A 17,901-nucleotide genomic window follows, 5' to 3' on the forward strand; every position below is an offset into this window, starting at 1 on the left:
GGCGCGGGACCAGCCATTGAGGACCAGCGATGACCAACGCCCTCTCCACGCCGCGCGCGGTGCTCGCCGCCGTGGCCCGGGAGCTGGCGGACGACCTGCCGGACCTGGCGCGGCGCGCGGTGGCGGTGATAACTCGGCGCGAGGAACTTTACGGCGGGTCGAGCGGCGTCACCGCGGATGTCCTGCTCGTCTCGGTGACTGCCAACTTCGACAGCATGCTGAGGGTGCTCGCGAGTACGCAGACGCCGGTCGAGAGCGATCTGTCCGTCCCGCGTTCGACCGGACGCCGCCGTGCCGAGCAGGGCCTGCCGCTCGAAGCCGTGCTGCGCGCCTACCGGCTCGGCGGTCAGGAACTGCTCGCCGGACTGGTGGCGGTGGCCCGGCGGCGCACGCCGGCGGAACTGGCCGCGTTCCTCGGCGTGGTGCTGGACGCGCTGGACCTGGTCGACCGCTACTCCGAGGCGATGGTCGGCGGATACCGGCAGGCGGAGGCGCGGTTGCAGCAGCGCGACTCGCAGCGCGAGCAGGCCGCGTTCGACGCCTTGCTGGAAGGCGGCGGCACCGAGGCCGAATCGGCGCTCGCCCTGGGCCTGCCCGCGCAAGGCCCTTATCTGCTCGTCGTCAGCGCGTTCAATCCCTCCGCCGAGTACTGCGCGCTCACCACCGCGCGTGACGTGTGTGCCGCATTCTCCATGCCGGCCGTCTGGCGCACGCGCGGCAGCCACGAGATCGGCATCGTGCTGCTCGGTGCGACCACGCTGCCGGTCTTCCTGGAGACCGTCCGCGCAGCGGCGGCCGGCCGGACGGGTGTATCAGGGCTGTTCGACTCGCTGCGCGAGGTGCCTGAGGCGTACCGTCTCGCCCTGGCCGCGCTGCGTACTCTGCCGGCCGAGGCGCAGGACGTGGCGTGGATCGACGGACTGCTGATCGAGTCGATCGTGGCCGCCAGTCCCGAGTTGGCCCGGCTGGTGACCTCACGCATACTCGGCCCGGTGCTGAACCTGCCGTCGCCGGACCGGGAACTGCTCCTGGAAACGCTGGATACCTGGTACGCATGCCGGTGTTCGACCGCTGTGACCGCCTTCGCGCTGAGCTGTCACCGCAACACTGTGCTCAACCGGTTGCAACGCGTCGAGACGCTCACCGGAGGGTCGTTCTCCGACCACCGAGACCTGCTCATGTGCTATCTGGCGCTGCTGAGCCGGCGGCTTGTGCCACTGAACAACTGATCAGTCGGATCGGTGTCCCGCCGGGTATGGCACGCGCCGCCTCCGGCGCCCGATGCTCGTGCTGTCATTCGCGATGACGCGGTCTTGAGAGGGGACACGTCGTGGACAGCCCGGTGCTCAGTCTGGTCGAGAGCGCGCAGCAATACCCTGATCGACCCGCGCTGCGATTCGGCCGCAGGACTTTGACATACCATGACCTGGACGGGGCGTCGGCACGGATCGCCGCCTACCTGGACGCATGCGGCGTCGGTCCGGACGATCGCGTGGCGCTGATGATGCCGAACGTCCCCGAATTCGCCGTCCTGTACTACGGGATCCTGCGGATCGGGGCGGCGGTGGCCCCGATCGATCCGCTGTCGGGGACCTCGTACGTCGCACGCTGCCTCAGCGACCTGGGTTGTACGGGAATGTTCGCCTGGCACACGGCGGCCGGGCGCGCCGTGCTCGGCGCGCACCAGGCCGAATCCTCCTGCGTGCTGATCGAGCCACGCGGCTTCGCGGCCGCGGTGCGCACCTACGACGCGATCGACGGCATCGTTCCTCCGGACGCGTCGCAGCCGGCTGTCATAACCTGCGAATACGGGCTCGGCGGACGAGCCGATGCGGCTTCGGTCGACTCGGTCAGCCACGCGGATCTTTTCGCGCAGGCCCGGGTCGCTGACCAGACGCTGTCCGGTCTGCATCCCGAGGACGTCGTCTACGCCGGCTACCCGCTGTTCCAGCAGTTCGGACAGGCGTACGCCATGAATTGCGCCATCGCGGCAGGTGCCTGCGTGCTGCTGCTGCCACGCTTCGACACGCGCGCCGCACTCGACGCCCTCATCCGGCACCGGGCCACCGTGGTCGCCGGTACCCCGCGGGTATACGCGACGCTCATGCGTAACGCGCCCACCGGAGTGGGAGAACGCACGGCGCTGCGTGCCGGCGTCTTCGACGGGGCTGAGCTCCCGGAGCGCGCCCAGCGGGCCTTCGAACGGACTTTCAATTGCCAAGTGTTCTCAGCTTGATGTCGTGGCCTGGGTGCGGAACCGACGGTGTGCGGCAATGTGGTCTCGTCGCGGATGATCACGGTGAATATGTGCACGAACACACGAGCGACGCGACCCCGAGCGGCTTGAATGTGTCTCGTGGCTCGAAGCGCTAGGACAGGCGGTGTCTGCGGCAACCGTCGGACTCGGGCCATGCACGATGCTCAGGGGCCACCTGTTCAAGGTGGGCCGCAGCCAGGAAGTCGAGCGGTGCCCGGTACCTACCGCCCTTTGGTACTGGACTCGCGACCCTCCGTCTCGCTTCCCGTCCCGGTCCGGGCGGATCCATTCCCGTAAGGTCCCGCCCGGAATGAGCAACCGCGCTCCGTCTGCAATGTGGCAGGCGGAGCGCGGTTCGTTCTGCGAGCGGTCAGTGCGACACGGGGACGCCGGTGACCGACTGCGACTCGAACGCCCGGAAATCGGCGGGTGACAGGCGCGGGCCGAGCCTGCTGCCGATCCAGCCGAGCGCGAACCCGAGCGGCACGGTGATCAGGCCCGGATTCCACAGCGGGAACCAGTCGAAGGACCGGTGCGGGAAGAGCGAGGTCGGCAGCCCGGAGACGGCCGGCGAAAAGGCGGTCAGCACCAGGACGGCGGCGCAGGCGCCGTAAAGGCAGCTCAGCAGGCCGGCACGGGTGAAGCCGGGCCAGGCGACGCAGTAGACCAGGGCCGGGAAGATCGCCGAGGCCGCGAGGTCCACGCCGAGCCCGGCGATGGCGATGGCGTTCCACTGCTGGACCAGCAGGGCCAGCGCGATCCCGAGGACGCCGACGCCGACGATGCCGAGGCGCGCGGCGGTCACCTCGCCGCCTTCCGCGGCGGGGCGCCGCCGCCGGATCCGCGTCATCACGTCGTGCGCCAACGAGGATCCGGCCGCCAGAGTCACCCCGGCGACCGCCGCCAACTGGGTGGCGAAGATCGCGCACGCGGTGAGCACGACGAGCACTCCGCCGCCGTTCAGCTGGTGACTGAGCAGCAGCACGTCGCTCAGGCCGGAGGGATCCGCCGCCTTGACGCCCGCGGCGCCGACGAGCGCGGCGACGCCGAGGCCGAGCACGGCGATCAACGCGCACAGCAACCCGGTGATGCCCACGGCCAACCGCATCGACGCGCGCGCCTCGCGGGCGTTCCGGCTGGCGAACAGCCGCATGATCACGTGCGGGGTGCACGCCGCGCCGAAGACGATCGCCGTCAGGAAGCTGAAGTCGTCGAGGCGCCCCTCGAACCCCGAACCGAATTCGAGCCCCGGTCCCAGGAACGCGGTGGACCGGCCGCTGCCGCGCGCGGCCACCGAAAGCAGTGTGCCGATATTCCAGTCCACGCGAGCGAGGGTAAGCAGCGCGAGCGCGGACACGGTCACCGAAAGCAACGCGACCTTGATGATCTGGATCACGCCGGTGCCGCGCATGCCGCCCATCGCCGCGTACGAGATCATCAGGACCCCGACGATGGTCACGCAGAGCATGGTCGCCGACCGTCCGCCGAATCCGAGCAGGTAGACCAGCACCGAGCTGATCGCGCTCAGCTGCACCACCAGGAACGGCAGGCAGACCAGCACGGTCACCAAAGCCGCGGCGGCGCGCACCTGCCGGCCGGGGATCCGCCGGCTGAACGTCTCGCCGAGGGTGTAGCCGCCGAGGTTTCGCAGCGGCTCGGCGAACAGGACCATGACCAGCAGCAGCGACATCACGGTGCCGCAGGCGATCAGTATCCCGTCGTATCCCGCCGCCGCGACGACGGCGGTGGTGGCCAGGAACGTGATCGCGGTGACGTAGTCCCCTGCGATGGCCAGCGCGTTGCGCCGCGGGCTCAGGCTCCGGTTGGCGGTGTAGAACTCGGCCGCGTCGTCGGATTCGGGCACGACCCAGACGCACAGCAGCATGCAGAATCCGACGAAGAGCATGAACACGACGAAGATCGCGGTTTCCGTGCCCGGCGAGGCGATGTTCACTGCTGCCGCCCCCGGGATTCGCGCCGGAGCGCGGCGGCGAGCGGATCGACGCCTTCCCGCATGTCCTTCACATATCGGGCGATGACCGCGACGACCACGACGATCTGCGTGAGACCGCACAGCAGTCCTACGGTGATCGTCGAGCCGAACACCCGCTGCGCCACCACTCCGGGCACGACCAGCGACATCGCTGCGTAGCCCAGGAAGGCGCCGATCACCACGCGGGCGGCCCGCCACCGCGACCGCCGGGCGGCGACGCTCATCGTCCTGGCATCGGCCCGGGACCGGCGCGAGCGTGAGGGCGGGTGCCACAGGTCTTCGGCCGCCGGGTCGTCCGGCGGGCCTGGTGTGCCTTCCGGATCTCGAACGAGTTCGCGCACTGAGGACATCGTCGGCCTCCCGGCTGGACGGAGCGATAGAGAATTCCATCCTGGACATCGGGCCCGCGCCGGACGATGGCCGCGTGAACAGCGGTCGAATGCGCGTACTGGGCGCCGGTACAGCGGTGCGTGGCGGCTATCCGGGGATGCGGTGACAAGACAATGACGCGGTCACCGCGTCGAGAGCGTGAGGCGAGAGCGCCGGGTCGAGAGCGCTGGAAGGCGGCGAATTCCGGATGACTGAGAGTTCTGAGACAGGCGGCGGTGGAGACGATGCGGGTGGTGGCGCGAGTACGGGTGCGGACACGGGCATTGGTGCGGGCGCAAGTGTGGGCGCGGGCACGAGTGTGGGCATGAGTGCGGGGGCGGGTGCAGGCACGAGTGTGGGGGCGGGGGCGGGTGCGGGTGCGGACGTCGGCGCAGCCGTCGGCAGACCGTCGCACCGCCGAAAGAGCCATGTAGGCCTGGTCGGCATTATCGCGGTGGTGACCGTCATCAGTGTGCTGCTCGGTTTCGGGATTTACGCCGTGGCCGTCAGCGGATCCGGCTGTGCCGGCGGTCGGATCATGTTGCAGGTCGCGGTCGCGCCGGAGATCCAGCCCGCGTTGGCCGACGCGGCCGCGCGTTTCAACGAACGACAGGCCGCGAGCGCGGCCGGGCCCTGCACGACGGCCGTGGTGCAGGCCGTCGATCCGGCGAGCGTCGCCACGCTGCTGGGGCAGGGGGCGGCCGTGGGCGCCGCACAGCAGCCCGACGTCTGGATTCCGGATTCGTCGATGTGGACCGCGCTCGTTCCGGCTCCGATGACGAATCAGGGCTCGATCGCGCAGAGCCCGCTCGTGGCCGGTCTGCCGCAGGCGCTCGCCGACACGCTGCGCCAGGAAGGCCTGAGCGCAGGCCAGTTGTCCTGGGCCGACCTGCTCGATGCCGCAGGCGCGGTCACCGGGGGCGCGGGCTCCGGCGCCTCGCCGGTGCTCCAGCAGAACCTCGTGTGGTTGCGGGTGCCGAATCCGACGCTCAGCGCCACCGGGCTGGGTCTGCTCGCCATCGCCGACGCGTTGCAGCCGCAGGGCGCGGACCGGCGGCTCGTGCTCACCAGCATCGGTGAGGCGCTGCGCGATCACACGGTGTCCGACGTCGCGTCCGAATTCTCTTCGCTGCGCCCTGATCCGCAGGGCCGCTATCCGGTCGTCGTCGCCTCCGAACAGGCGGTCTACGCACACAATCAGAGCTCGACGGGTGACCTGGTTCTGGCGGCCTATCCGCGTGGCGGGACGCTGTCCCTGGACTATCCGTACACGGTGCTGACAAGCGACGCGCAGCGGATCAAGGCCGCCGAGCAGTTCGAGGCGACGGTGCGCGAGGCGACGACCCAGCAGCGCCTGCGCGCGCTCGGATTCCGCACGGCCGCGGCGCCTGCGGCTTCGGCCACCGCGTCCCCGTCCTCCGCGCAGCAGTTCGCCGTTCCCGCGCCCGAAACCGTTCGGCAGGTCGTGCAGGCCTGGTACAAGCTCTCGCTCGGCATCAGGGATCTGAGCGTGATCGACGTGTCCGGGTCGATGGACCAGTCGGCCGGACCCGACCTGACCAGGCTCCAGGTCGCCGTGCAGGCGACGCAGACGATGCTGGGCATCCTGCCGGACGACACCCAGTTGAGCGTCGTTCAGACAGACGGCGGCAGCGTTCCGAGCACGCATACGGGTGCACAGGACAGTACGCCGAGCGGACAACTCGGCGACAAGATCGGGCAGAGCACCCTGCGCGGACAGCTGCTGGCCGGCCTGAACGGCGTTCGCTCCGACCCGCACGGTGCGCTCTACGACTCGGTGCTCTCGGCTTTCCGGCTGATGAACCACACCTACCAGCCGACACGGGTCAACTCGGTCCTCGTGTTCACCGCGGGGAACCCGGACGGATCGACCATCACCCTGGAGGCGCTGCTCGCGTCGCTGCGCCAGGAGTACGACCCGGCGCATCCGGTCCAGATCGTCGTGGTCGAGATCGGGCAGGCGACCGGCCAGAGCGCGCTCGGGCAGATCGCGGCGGTCACGCACGGCGCCGCCTATCTGATGACCGACCCGCAGCAGATCCAGCAGATCGTGCTCAGTGCCCTGTCACGCCGGGTCTGCGCCCCTGCCTGCTGAGGTCGGTGCGAGTATGCGCCCTGAGTGGTACGCCAGAAGGCCGATACTCGGCGCTCGAAGATCAGGCGGCTCGTTGCCAGGGGATGGCGATGATCGGACGCAGGACTTCTTCTCCTCCGCCGCTCACGGCGAGCATGAGCGAGTCGCGGTACGCGCGCCGCACCAGGTCGTGCGCCGACGTGCCGCTGAACTGCGCGATGGCGCGGGTCAGGTCGCGCATCGCGCGGCTCAGGAACATCTTGGCCGCGGCCGACTCCCGCCGCGGGGCCGGCCCAGGCTGGTCGAGCCGCCAGGCCGCCCGGTAGAGCAGTCCGGACGCCATCTCGACCAGCGTCTGGCCGTCCACCAGCGTCGCGCGGACCGTCTGTGAGTGGGTCAGCGGCCGGCCGAGCGCGTAACGGCGCGCGGCGGTCTCCTGGCCGAGCCGCAGCACCTCGCGCAGGATGCCGAGCCAGGGTGCGAGCATGCATGTGCGGTCCAGCGCGGCCAGCAACGGAACCAGCTCGGCCGCCGCGCCGCCCGGCGTGCCCAGCACGGCCTGCGGCCCGACGCGGCAGTTCTCGAATTCCACTACTCCGGTCCGGCAGGTGCGGACCATCGACTGTGCGGCGTCGGGCACGACCGTGACGCCTGGAGTGTCCCGGTCGATGACGAACGCGGTGCTGCGGTCGGCGGAGGTGACGGCGGTGACCACGAAATGGTGCGCGTCCGGCGCGTTGATCACGTCGTCCTTCCCGCCGTCCAGAAGCCAGCCGTCCGCGGTCCTCACCGCGATCATCTCGAAGCCGTCCGCGGCGGCGCCGCCGTGGGACTCCGCGAGAGCCATCCCGCCGAGCCAGTCCCCTGACGCGATCCGCGGCAGGTAGCGGTCGGCCTGCGATTGCGTGCCCAGCACGGCGAGCGGCACGGCGCACATCAGGCTGTGCACCCCGACGGCGAGGGCGAGTCCCGCGTCACCGGAACCCTCGCCGAAGCCTTCGAGCAGCGCGGCGGTCTCCAGCACGCCGCTGCCGAGGCCGCCGTACACGGCGGGTATCGCCGCACGCGCGACTCCGGACGCCGCGAGTTCGGCAAGCAACTGCGGGTTCCACGCCCCGGCGGTGTCACGGGCCTCGGCGGTGGGGGCGGCGTGGCGGCGGCCGGCGTCGCGGCCCAGCTCCCGCATTCGGGAAAGCGACTCGTCGAAAGCGAACTCCATCGGTGCCAACTCCCGTTCGACCAGATGCTGCGGCGCGGACCGGCCACGGGAACTGAGAATAAGAGCACTGATTTCTGGGTCGACTGGCCGCCGCGACAGTGATCCGGCCGCGGCCGTGTGCATGCTCACATGCGTCGGCCGCGGACCGTCCGGCCGGGGTTCCGCCGACGCCCTAGAGAATCCCGAGCTGGCTGGCGCGGGAGATCGCCTCCACGCGGTTGTGCGCCCCCAGTTTCTCCATGGCGCGCTGCAAGTACGTTTTGACGGTGTTGCGGGTGAGCGCGAGGTTGACCGCGATCTCCGGATTGGTCTCGCCCATCGCGACCCGGCGCAGGATCTCGTACTCCCGCGAAGTCAGGCCGTGCTCCTGTAGCCGCCGGTCGAGCAGTGCGCCCTCGCCGGTGATCTGTACGACCCGCTCGCCCCGCACCACTCGGCGGATGACGTCGACCAGGTCGTACTGTTCGACGACCTTGACCACCGCGCCGTCCGCTCCCGCGGCGAGGGCCGGTTCGAGTGACGCGTGCTCGGGAAACGCGGTGAACAGGACGACTTTGGCCTGCGGTGCGCGTGCTCGCAGAGCCCTGATCACCTCGGGGCCGAGCATGTCCGGCAGGCGCAGGTCGAGCAGCACCACGTCGGGCCGCAGCATCTCCGCCGCCGTGATCGCCGTCCGGCCGTTGCGCGCGTAGCCCACGACGTGCAGCCACGCGACACCTTCGAGCATCGTCTTCACGCCCTCGACGACGGTCGGATGGTCGTCGACCACGAGAACGCTCACCGGCGCGTCGCTCATGCCGGAACCCACAGCTGCACCACCACGCCGCCTTCCTCGTTCGGGCCGATTACGACCGTGCCGCCGGCCCTGGTCAACCGTGCGGTCATCGCCGCCAGGCCGAGGCCGCCGTGTTCGGCGAAATTCTCCGCCAGCCCGACCCCGTCGTCGGACAGCGTCACGCCCACCCCGTCGCGCACGGCGAACACGCTGACCACGACGGACTTCGCGTGCGCGTGCTTCTCCACGTTCAGCAGGCACTCGCGGGCCGCGTCGGCGAGGATCCCGGCCCGAGAGTACGGCATGGCCGGCAGCTCGGTCAGGACGACCACCCTGGCGTCGACGCCGCTGCGCTCGGTCAGCGCCCTGCAATGCTCTCGCAGCGCGACGCCGATCGCGGCCTGTTGTGGGGGAACGGTGAGCACGCGGGTGAAGCCGTGCACCGCGGCGGACGCGTCGTGGGTGAGCCGGTTCAGGGCGGCCAGCCGGTCGCGCGTCGACTCGTCCAGATGCTGCTGCCCGGCGATCCGGTCGATCCCGGCGCGCAGGGTGAACAGGGTGGCCCCGACCGTGTCGTGCAGTTCGAGGGCGAGCCGCCGGCGTTCCTCGTAGACCGCGACCTCGGCCGCGTGCCGGGCGCGCTCGGCGAGCAGGCTCGCCGCCGCGGTGTGGGCCGCCAGGTCGTTGAGGGCGTCCACGGTCCGATCGCCGAACTCGGATTCGTAGCGGTTGGCGCCGTACAGCACGCCGAGCACCCCGTCTGGTCCGATGATCGGCACCGCGATCATCCCCTTGACGCCTTCGGCCCTGGCCTGGCTGCTGAACTCGTGGGTGATGCCGGGGTCGGTGCAGTAGTCGCTCACCCACGCCGGGCGCCCGGTCTTCATGACCATCCCGCCGAGTCCTGCCCCGCGCGGTACGACGAGGCCGCTGACGTTGTCGGTCGCGGCGTTGACTACATGGCTGAGCACCAGGTGGTCCAGCGATTCGGCCCGCCCGACCCAGCCCATGTCGACGCCGCCGAGCTCGGGGATCTTCGCGGCGAAGTGCGCGGTCGCGGCGCCCGGGTCGAGCAGCGCGAAGACCGCGGCGCGCTCGTCGTCCAGCCCGGCCAGCGCCCGCGAGAGGACCGCGGCGTCCGCCAGAGCGTCGTTGTGCGCCACTGTGATCCCTCCCGGCTGGGTCTGCGGCCTGCTGATCCAGGATTCTGCGGCAAACCGCGCGGGGTGGACATCTCCATTCGGCGACCCCCATGAAGGGCTACCCGGCGGCCGGCTGCGCGACGCATATTCGACGCCGAGCCCCCGTTTCAGAACTCAGACACCCGCGGCCCGCGGGACGATCTGCCGGACCGAGATCCAGGAGCGGACCCATGCTGAGCACCATGCCGCACACGCCGCTGCGCATCAGGCGGCTCCTCGAACACGGCGCGACGAGGCACGGCACGGCCCAGGTCACCACCGCGACCGAGACCGGCGTGGTGTCGGCGAGCTACGCGGACGTCGCGCAGAACGCCGCCCGGCTCGCCCGAGCGCTGCGCGATCTCGGCGTGCACCGAGGCGACCGTGTCGCCACCCTGATGTGGAACAACCAGCAGCACCTTGAGGCCTACTACGCGGTGCCGACGATGGGCGCCGTGTTGCATCCGCTGAACTTCCGGCTGCCCCCGGACGTGATCGCGCACATCGCCAACCAGGCGGAGGACCGCGTGGTGATCGTCGACGCCTCGGTGCTGCCGATGTTCGAAGGGCTGCTGCCGATGCTGCGCACGGTCCGCCACGTCATCGTCAACGGCGAGGACGCAGACCGGCCCTCGGCGCGCAGGGTTTCGTGGCACGGCTACGCGGAACTGATCGCGAGCCAGCCGGCGGTCTATCCGTGGCCCGATCTGCACGAGGATCAGGCCGCCGCGGTGTGCTACACGACCGGGACGACCGGCGCGCCCAAGGGCGTCGTGTACAGCCACCGATCGGTTTACCTGCACGCGACGTCCGTCTCGCTGCCGGGCCACTTCGCGCTCTCGCACGCAGAGCGGATGCTGGCCGTCGTGCCGCAGTTCCACGTGCTTGCCTGGGGCCTGCCCTACGCCGCCTTCCTGACCGGCATGCAGCTCGCGATGCCCGGCCGGTTCCTGGCCGCGCAGCCGTTGGTGGACTTCATCGGCGCGGTGCGGCCGACCAAGGCCGCCGGGGTCCCGACCGTCTGGCAGTCGGTGCTGGACCACATCGCCGCCGATCCAGCCAGGCACGCCGAGATCTGCTCGCTCCAGGAGATCGTGGTCGGCGGTTCCGCGTGCCCGCCCTCGCTCATGCGCGCCTACGAGGAACGGCACGGCATTCTCATGCTGCACGCCTGGGGGATGACGGAGACCTCGCCGCTCGGCTCGATCTCCCGGCCGCCGGCCGACGTGGACTCCGCGGCGGCCTGGCGGTATCGGCTGAGCCAGGGCCGGTTCGCCGCCGAGGTCGAGGCGCGGCTGATCGGCGCGCACGGCGAGCCGTTGGCGCACGACGGGCAGACCGTCGGCGAGCTGGAGGTGCGTGGCCCGTGGGTCACCGCCTCCTACTTCAAGGACCAGGGTGAGGACAAGTTCCACGACGGGTGGCTGCGCACCGGCGACGTCGGCTCGATCACGGCCGACGGATACCTGACGATCACCGACCGGCTCAAAGACGTCATCAAGTCCGGAGGCGAGTGGATCTCCTCCATCGAGCTGGAGAACCTGCTGATGACCCACCAGGACGTGCTCGAAGCGGCGGTGATCGGCGTGCCGGACGAGAAGTGGGGCGAGCGGCCGCTGGCCGTGGTCGTCCCGCGCGACCAGCACGCGCCGGTCGACACCGCCGCACTGCGCGACCACCTCGCCGAGCTGCTGCCGAGCTGGCAGGTGCCCAGGCTCTGGGCGGTGGTCGGGTCGCTCCCCAAGACCTCGGTCGGCAAGTTCGACAAGGTCGCGCTGCGCGAGCTGCACGCCAAGGGCGCGCTTGAGACGTCCGCGGCCGCGTAGGCCCGGCGAACGGCGAACCCGCCGCCGCCTGGAGCCTCGCCGGGCGCACCCACATGGATACGGCAAAGGGGCCGCATCCCAACATGCACCACCGGAGGAACTGTGTATATGTCGGCTGATTCACCCTTGAGCCCATACGCCGCGCCGGGAGGGGGACCCGCGCGGCAGCGGCCCGACCAGCCCGCGGTCCCGGCCCGGCCCCCCGCGGCCGCCGCGCGGCCGGCTGACATCGACCCCGGCCACCCGGCGGTGCTCGGCTCGCTGGCCAAGGAGACCCGGCGGCAGCTGCCCGAGCTGACCGCGCGGGCGGTCAAGGTGATCACCGACCGGGTCGGCGACATCTACGGCGCCCGAGGCATCGTGATCGCCGACGATCTGCGCTCGGTCACTGAGGCGAACATGGCGGGCATGCTCGACGTCATCGCGGGATCGCGTTCCGCCGGCCCCGACGATCTGTACGTCCCGCTCTCGACCGGCCGACGGCGCGCGGAACAGGGCGTCCCGCTTGAGGCGGTCTTACACGCCTTCCGGCTCGGCGGGCAGGAGCTGCTCTCCGCGCTGCTCACCCGCGCACGCGGCCGGACGCCCGAGGAACTCGCCGTGTTCCTGGAGCACGCGACGGTCGCCTTCGACGTCGTGGACACCTACTCGCAGGCGGTGGTCGAGGGCTATCGGCAGGCGGAGACCCAGTTGCAGTGCCGCGGATCCCGGCGCCGTCAAGCCGTGTTCGACTCGTTGCTCGACGGCGTCGAGGCCGAACCGGCGGCGCTCGGGGAGCACGCCTCCGTACTCGGCCTGCCGGAGAGCGGGCCGTACGTGCTCGTCGTGTACCACTTCGAACTCGCCGACCAGTTCGCCCCGACCGCGGCGCGCGACGTGTGCGCCGCGCGCGGACTGGTCTCGGCCTGGCGCACCCGCGGGGACACCGAGGTCGGGATCGTCTCGCTGGGCCGGACTCCGCCCGCGCGCCTGATGGAGCACCTGCGCTCGGCGGTGGCCGGCCGGCTCGGGCTGTCCAGCGTGTTCGACTCCCTGCGTGACGTGCCGGAGGCGTACCGGCTCGCCGTCATCGCGCTGCGCACCGTCGAGACGGAGCCGAAGGGGATCGCGTGGATCGAGGAGCGGCTGCTGGAGGCCATGGTCGTCTCCAGCCCTGACCTGTCCGGGCGCCTCGCGCTGCGGACCCTCGGCAGGGTCCTCGCCCTGCGCAAGCCCGACCGGGAACTGCTGCTCGACACACTCTCCGCCTGGTACGAGTGCGGACGCTCGGCGAACGTGGCCGCCGCGCGGCTCTACTGCCACCGCAACACCGTGTTGAACAGGCTGAAGCGGATCGAGGAGCTCATCGGCGTGTCGCTGGACGACCACAACGGCCTGATCACCTGTTACATCGCGCTCGTGGTGCTGCGCCTGCTGCCGCAGAAGGCGGTTCGGCAGCCCGCCACGGTCCGCGCCTGACCCGCACCGGGTCTCAGGACTCCGGGTGTCCGGAATGTGTGCTGACGTCCTTCCGGACACCCGGTCCCAGCCCTCGGCGCCCGGCCTTCGCCCGTACGCGCAGGCCGGGCGCCGAGCCCTTGCCAGCAGTCGAGTCAGCACCCTAGAACAGCGGCCAATCGAGCCAGTCGAGCAGTGCCTCGCCCATGACCCGGCGCAGGTCCGGTCCGGAAAAGAAGTCCACCGCGCTGGTGAACAGCGCGATGTTCGCCCGGTACGTGCACGGCAGCCGCGTCCAGTCGCTGCCCCAGAACAGCCGGTCCGGGCCGAACGCGTCGAACACTCGCCGCAGCGGCTCGTGAACGTCAGCGAACGGGAAGTCCAGCCGGGAATGGCAGGGCAGGGCCGAGGCCTTGACCGCGACGTTCGGCAGCCGCGCCAGGCTCAGCAGGTCCGGCAGGTGCGTGAACGCGTTCGTGCCCGCGGTCCCGAGCGGCATCGCCATGTGGTCGATCACGATGCGCAGCCCCGGATGCCTGTCGGCCACCCGACCGATCTCAGGGCACAGACCGGGCGGATAGACCATCACCGGCAGCCGGGCGTTCTCGGCCGCGGACCACAGCCGGTCGAGCGCACCAGACAGGAGCGCGGTCCGCCACGGATCGCGGTGGAGCGTCAGCCGCAGGCCCAGGCTTTCCGGCCGCTGCCGCCAGCGCGCGATCCGCTGCACGCTCCATCGATCGCGCAGGCCCACCCGGCACATGACTGCGAACCGGTGCGGGTGTCGCCGCGCGGCGGCCAAGGCGATGTCGTTGCGGTCCCCCTCCCACGAGGGCGGGACCAGCACGGCGCGGGACACCCCGGCGGCGTCCAGCACGGACAGCGTCTCCCGGATTCCGACCGGCCGGATCCGGTGCGCGGCGGCGGCCCCGCCGCGCGGCCAGGGCCGCCGCGGCGAGTCCGCGCCCCAGATGTGGACCTGGGAGTCGACCAGCATCATCAGCCGACGCCCGCCGCTGGCTGATCGCGCGGTGTCTTATCATGCGGTTTCATATCGCGCTGTGTCTTGTCACACGGTGTCTCATCACACAGCGTCTTAATCACACAGCGCCTCGTCACACGGCGCCTCATCACCCAGCGCCTCGATGATCGCCGTGCCGACGGCCGAGGTGCTGGACGCTCGCTGCGCGCCGACCAGGTCGTAGGTGAGCGTACGGCCCCGGCGCAGCACCGCGCGCACCGCCGCCTCGATCCGGTCGCCGCCGGCCGCGGCCCGCTCGTCGCCGCGCCGGGCGCCGAGCCAGCGCAGCGCCTCGCCGGCCGCCAGCACCGCGGCCATCGGGTTGGCCCGATCCGTCCCGGCGTGCCGGGGCGCCGACCCGTGCACGGGCTCGAACATGCCGTGCCGCTCGCCGACGTTGCAGCCCGCCGACATGCCCACGCCGCCCTGCAACGCACAGGCCAGCTCGGTGATGATGTCCCCGAACATGTTCGGCGCCACCACGACGTCGTAGTGCTCGGGCCGGCGCACCAGCCACTGGGTGAACGCGTCCACGAGCACGACTTCGCGCTCGATGTGCGGATACTGCTCGCCGATCTCCTCGAAGATGCGCACGAAGAGCCGGCAGCCGTAGAGGATGTTGTCCTTCACCACGCACGTCACCCGGCGCGGCGTGCCCTTCCGGGCGTGGTCCGGCCGCGACGCCGTCTCGAACGCCAGCCGCAGCACGCGCTCGCTGGCCCGGCGCGTGATGATCCGCGTGTCCACCGCGACCTGCGCGTCGCCGCCCGGGGCCAGGATGCCGCCCGCGCCGCTGTACAGGTCCTCGGTGTTCTCCCGGATGAACACCATGTCGACGTCGCTCGGCCGCCAGATCTGCCGATGCCGGCCGGAGACGTAGTGGCGCACGCCCGGCAGCAGCCGCACCGGCCGGATGTTCGCGTAGAGGTCGAGCCCGATCCGGTTGCCGACCACCGCCGACCATCCGGCCATCTTCCCGTCCGGGCGCAGGGCCGTGCCCCGGCCGTCCGGCGAGGGCCAGCCGATCGCGCCGAGCAGGATGGCGTCAGCCGCCGCGCACCGCCCGGCGGCGTCCTGCGGCCAGTCGCTGCCGTGCTCCAGGAAGTACCGCGCGCCGCCCGGTATCTCGTCGAAGGCCAGGTCGAGGCCGTCCAGCCGCGCGACGGCTTCCAGCACGCGCCGGGCCTGCGCGATCACTTCGACGCCGATGCCGTCGCCGGGCAGCAGCGCGAGGTTGTATCCGTCCGCCATCGGGTCACCGCCCCGCAGACAGCAGCGCGCCGGGATGTACCGCGCAGTCGACGTCCAGGCCGGTCGCCTTGAGCCAATCGAAGTCCTGATACGGGGTCGGCAGGCCGAGGTCCTGCGCGACCAGTTCGCGCAGCCGGTTCGAGGCGAATCCGCCGATGACGTTCATCGGTGCGTCGCGGTACATCCGCTCGACCGGATAGCCGTGCGTCAGCCCCCAGGCGCCGTGGATCTGCACGGCGTGCTGGGTGGCGCGCACCGCCATTTCGGTGGCGTAGGGCTTGAGCATGCCGACGAGGTCCTGAGCCAATCGGCCCTCGGCGCGGTGCCAGGCGCAGCGGTAGGCGAGCAGGCGCGCCGCGTCGATCTGCGTCCGCATTTCAGCGATGGCCTCCTGCACCCGGTCCATGTGGATCAGGGGTCTGCCGAACGCCTTGTGGCTGCGGGCGTGTGCGATGGACGCGTCCAAAGCGTTCTGTGCGATGGCGATGGCGGCGATGGAGATGAACAGCCAGCCCCACGCCATACCGTGCGGGAACTCTTCGAGGCGCACGGGAACCACGTCGCGCACGCCGATTCGCGCCCGGTTGAAGACGATCCCTCCCCAGGGCATGCCCCGCAGCCCCAAGTCGTGCATACGGTAGGTGCGCACGCCGTCCTGGCGCAGATCGACGAACGCGTAGCACCAGCCGTACTCGTGCTCCTCGAACCGGGCCAGGACCACGCCGAGGTCCGCGGTGGTGGCGTTGGTGATCCGGGACTTCTCTCCGGTGATCACGTAGCCGTCCGCGTCGCGGCGTACGGCGGTGGTGTAGGTGGACGCGTCACTGCCGGAGGTGTTCTCCACGACGGGGAAGCAGGCCAGCCGCTCGAAGCGCAGCAGCGGTTCCAGAAGCCGCCCGTGGTGCTCGGCGTCGCCGTAGGTGTGGATCAGCTTCGCGCAGACCAGCACCGACATGGTGGCGGACCAGAATGTGCTGGGGCAGGCCCTGGCCAGCCGTTCCATCGCCATCGCCTGGGTGACCCCGTCGGCGCCCAGCCCGCCGACGGAGGCGGGATGGAAGAGGCGCGCGTAATCGCTCTGCGCGATCTCGCGCCAGTTCTCCGGGGGGATGGCGCCGACTTCGTCGGTGACCGGGGCACGGCTGGCGATGCCGCGCAAGAAGCGGTCGTCGAGCTCGTTCACCAGTTTCCGGCTCGGCTCGTCGATCGAGAAGTCCATGGGTGCTCCGTGGGGGGTTCGGGATCAGTGCCCTTCGCCGCCGGTCGCCTGCCCGACCGGTGGCGAAGAGCCGGGGTCTGCTGGTCAGGCGGTGCGGGACGGCGCTGGTCCCGCGATCACCACGTTCAGGACCTCCACGCCGCCGCCGCTCGCGGTGAGCAGGAGCGAGTCGCGGTAGGCGCGCCGCACCAGGCCGTCCGCCGCGGTGCCGCAGAGTTCGGCGACGGTGCGGGTCACGTCGCGCACCGCGCGGCCGAGGAAGAGCTTGGCCGCGGCCGCGTCCCGCCGCGACGCCGGCTCCGACCGGTCGAGCTGCCAGGCGGCGCGGTAGAGCAGCCCGGACGCCGCCTCCACCAGCGTCTGGCCGTCCACCAGGGCGGCCCGGACGGACTGGGAGTGGGCCAGCGGACGGCTGAGCACGAAGCGGCGCGCCGCCGTCTCCCGGCCGAGCCGCACGACCTCGCGCAGGATGCCGAGCCACGGCGCGAGCAGGCACGTGCGGTCGAGCGCGGCCAGCAGCGGCACCAGCCCGGCGGCCGCGTTGCCCGGCGTGCCCAGGACGGCTTGGGGTCCCACCCGGCAGTCGGAGAACTTCACCCGGCTCATCCGGCAGGTGCGCACGGCGGTCTGCGCCGGGTCGGGCGCCACCGACAGCCCGGCCGTGTCCCGGTCGACGACGAAGGCGGTGCGCCGGTCGGAGGAGGTGCGCGCGGTGATGAGGAAGTGGTGCGCGTTCGGGGCGTTGATCACGTCGGCCTTCTCGCCTTCGAGGATCCAACCGTCCAGGAACCTGGTCGCCGTCACGTCGTGGCCGCTCGCGGTGGCGCCGCCGTCGAGCTCGGCCAGCGCCAGCGCGCCGAGCCAGGTGCCGGAGGCCATCGCCCCCAGGTAGCGATCGCGTTGCTGCGGCGTGCCGAGCAGGGCGATCGGCAGGGCGCAGAGCATGCCGTGCACCGCGACCGCGAGCGACAATCCCGTGTCACCGGAACCCTCGCCGAAACCCTCCAGCACGGCGACGGTCTCCAGCACGTTGGCGCCCAGCCCGCCGTACGCCAGCGGGATCGCCGCGTGCGCCACCCCTGCTCGCGCCAGGCTGGTGAAAAGCCTCTCGTCCCAGATCGCGCCGTTGTCGCGCAGCTGCGCGCTCGGCGCGGCATACCGGTAGCCGGCGCTCCTGCCGAGCTCCCGCATCCGCAGCAGCGGCTCGTCGAAGGCGAATTCCATCCGTGTCAACTCTCGTTCATCGCGGCAGCGGCGC

Annotated in this window: 14 protein-coding genes; 5 read left to right on the forward strand and 9 right to left on the reverse strand. The window is 71.1% G+C overall.

What is annotated here, in order from left to right; all coding sequences use genetic code 11:
* Positions 1 to 29 precede the first annotated feature (29 nt).
* Together VGS97_RS26635 and VGS97_RS26640 are read left to right on the forward strand one after the other, a co-directional pair.
* A complete protein-coding gene (locus tag VGS97_RS26635; protein ID WP_326856410.1) occupies positions 30 to 1,229 on the forward strand; it encodes a helix-turn-helix domain-containing protein in 1,200 nt (399 codons plus the stop codon).
* Positions 1,230 to 1,330: 101 nt separating this feature from the next.
* On the forward strand, positions 1,331 to 2,236 hold the full coding sequence (locus tag VGS97_RS26640; protein WP_326856411.1) for an AMP-binding protein: 906 nt from the start codon (positions 1,331 to 1,333) through the stop codon (positions 2,234 to 2,236).
* A 391-nt stretch (positions 2,237 to 2,627) separates the two neighbouring features.
* Here the strand turns inward: VGS97_RS26640 and VGS97_RS26645 are convergent, their stop codons facing one another.
* Together VGS97_RS26645 and VGS97_RS26650 are read right to left on the reverse strand one after the other, a co-directional pair.
* On the reverse strand, positions 2,628 to 4,211 hold the full coding sequence (locus VGS97_RS26645) for a cation acetate symporter (protein WP_326856412.1): 1,584 nt from the start codon (positions 4,209 to 4,211) through the stop codon (positions 2,628 to 2,630).
* Positions 4,208 to 4,600 (reverse strand): DUF485 domain-containing protein, encoded by a 393-nt coding sequence (locus VGS97_RS26650; RefSeq protein ID WP_326856413.1) that lies wholly within the window; start codon positions 4,598 to 4,600, stop codon positions 4,208 to 4,210. Before VGS97_RS26650 ends, VGS97_RS26645 begins: the two co-directional genes overlap by 4 nt.
* A gap of 476 nt (positions 4,601 to 5,076) precedes the next feature.
* Between VGS97_RS26650 and VGS97_RS26655 the strand changes: the two genes are divergently transcribed.
* Positions 5,077 to 6,735, forward strand: a complete 1,659-nt coding sequence (locus VGS97_RS26655; protein WP_326856414.1) for a substrate-binding and VWA domain-containing protein — start codon at positions 5,077 to 5,079, stop codon at positions 6,733 to 6,735.
* Between the two features lie 61 nt (positions 6,736 to 6,796).
* Here VGS97_RS26655 and VGS97_RS26660 read toward each other — a convergent pair whose 3' ends face one another.
* From VGS97_RS26660 to VGS97_RS26670, 3 genes are all read right to left on the reverse strand, one after another.
* Positions 6,797 to 7,933: an acyl-CoA dehydrogenase family protein gene (locus tag VGS97_RS26660; protein ID WP_326856415.1), complete on the reverse strand. Its 1,137-nt coding sequence runs from the start codon at positions 7,931 to 7,933 to the stop codon at positions 6,797 to 6,799.
* A 172-nt stretch (positions 7,934 to 8,105) separates the two neighbouring features.
* Positions 8,106 to 8,729, reverse strand: coding sequence for a response regulator transcription factor (locus VGS97_RS26665; protein WP_326856416.1), 624 nt, complete (start codon positions 8,727 to 8,729; stop codon positions 8,106 to 8,108).
* Positions 8,726 to 9,871 carry a GAF domain-containing sensor histidine kinase gene (locus VGS97_RS26670; protein ID WP_326856417.1) on the reverse strand — a complete coding sequence of 382 codons (1,146 nt, stop codon included), beginning with the start codon at positions 9,869 to 9,871 and terminating at the stop codon, positions 8,726 to 8,728. Before VGS97_RS26670 ends, VGS97_RS26665 begins: the two co-directional genes overlap by 4 nt.
* Before the next feature lie 209 nt (positions 9,872 to 10,080).
* Here VGS97_RS26670 and VGS97_RS26675 point away from each other — a divergent pair, with 209 nt between their 5' ends.
* Complete coding sequence (locus VGS97_RS26675; protein ID WP_326856418.1) at positions 10,081 to 11,715, forward strand: long-chain fatty acid--CoA ligase; 1,635 nt, start codon at positions 10,081 to 10,083, stop codon at positions 11,713 to 11,715.
* Positions 11,716 to 11,841: 126 nt separating this feature from the next.
* Entirely contained in the window at positions 11,842 to 13,173 is a 1,332-nt protein-coding gene (locus tag VGS97_RS26680) for a helix-turn-helix domain-containing protein (RefSeq protein WP_326856419.1), read from the forward strand.
* Positions 13,174 to 13,315: 142 nt separating this feature from the next.
* Here the strand turns inward: VGS97_RS26680 and VGS97_RS26685 are convergent, their stop codons facing one another.
* The 4 genes from VGS97_RS26685 to VGS97_RS26700 all read right to left on the reverse strand — a co-directional run bounded on the left by VGS97_RS26685 (position 13,316) and on the right by VGS97_RS26700 (position 17,867).
* Positions 13,316 to 14,152 (reverse strand): amidohydrolase family protein, encoded by an 837-nt coding sequence (locus tag VGS97_RS26685; protein WP_326856420.1) that lies wholly within the window; start codon positions 14,150 to 14,152, stop codon positions 13,316 to 13,318.
* Between the two features lie 96 nt (positions 14,153 to 14,248).
* The gene (locus VGS97_RS26690; RefSeq protein ID WP_326856421.1) at positions 14,249 to 15,424 is read right to left on the reverse strand and encodes an isocitrate/isopropylmalate dehydrogenase family protein; all 1,176 of its coding nucleotides are present in this window, start codon (positions 15,422 to 15,424) and stop codon (positions 14,249 to 14,251) included.
* 4 nt (positions 15,425 to 15,428) lie between these two features.
* Positions 15,429 to 16,643, reverse strand: coding sequence for an acyl-CoA dehydrogenase family protein (locus tag VGS97_RS26695; RefSeq protein ID WP_326856422.1), 1,215 nt, complete (start codon positions 16,641 to 16,643; stop codon positions 15,429 to 15,431).
* A gap of 84 nt (positions 16,644 to 16,727) precedes the next feature.
* Positions 16,728 to 17,867, reverse strand: a complete 1,140-nt coding sequence (locus tag VGS97_RS26700) for an acyl-CoA dehydrogenase family protein (protein WP_326856423.1) — start codon at positions 17,865 to 17,867, stop codon at positions 16,728 to 16,730.
* Positions 17,868 to 17,901: the final 34 nt, after the last annotated feature.

The sequence above is a fragment of the Actinocrinis sp. genome (assembly GCF_035946395.1).
Lineage (GTDB): Bacteria > Actinomycetota > Actinomycetes > Streptomycetales > Catenulisporaceae > Actinocrinis.

Coding starts and splice junctions, on each gene's coding strand:
- VGS97_RS26635 (WP_326856410.1), top strand. CDS start 30: ATGACCAACGCCCTCTCCACGCCGCGCGCGGTGCTCGCCGCCGTGGCC.
- VGS97_RS26650 (WP_326856413.1), bottom strand. CDS start 4,600: ATGTCCTCAGTGCGCGAACTCGTTCGAGATCCGGAAGGCACACCAGGC.
- VGS97_RS26660 (WP_326856415.1), bottom strand. CDS start 7,933: ATGGAGTTCGCTTTCGACGAGTCGCTTTCCCGAATGCGGGAGCTGGGC.
- VGS97_RS26665 (WP_326856416.1), bottom strand. CDS start 8,729: ATGAGCGACGCGCCGGTGAGCGTTCTCGTGGTCGACGACCATCCGACC.
- VGS97_RS26675 (WP_326856418.1), top strand. CDS start 10,081: ATGCTGAGCACCATGCCGCACACGCCGCTGCGCATCAGGCGGCTCCTC.
- VGS97_RS26685 (WP_326856420.1), bottom strand. CDS start 14,152: ATGATGCTGGTCGACTCCCAGGTCCACATCTGGGGCGCGGACTCGCCG.
- VGS97_RS26690 (WP_326856421.1), bottom strand. CDS start 15,424: ATGGCGGACGGATACAACCTCGCGCTGCTGCCCGGCGACGGCATCGGC.
- VGS97_RS26695 (WP_326856422.1), bottom strand. CDS start 16,643: ATGGACTTCTCGATCGACGAGCCGAGCCGGAAACTGGTGAACGAGCTC.
- VGS97_RS26700 (WP_326856423.1), bottom strand. CDS start 17,867: ATGGAATTCGCCTTCGACGAGCCGCTGCTGCGGATGCGGGAGCTCGGC.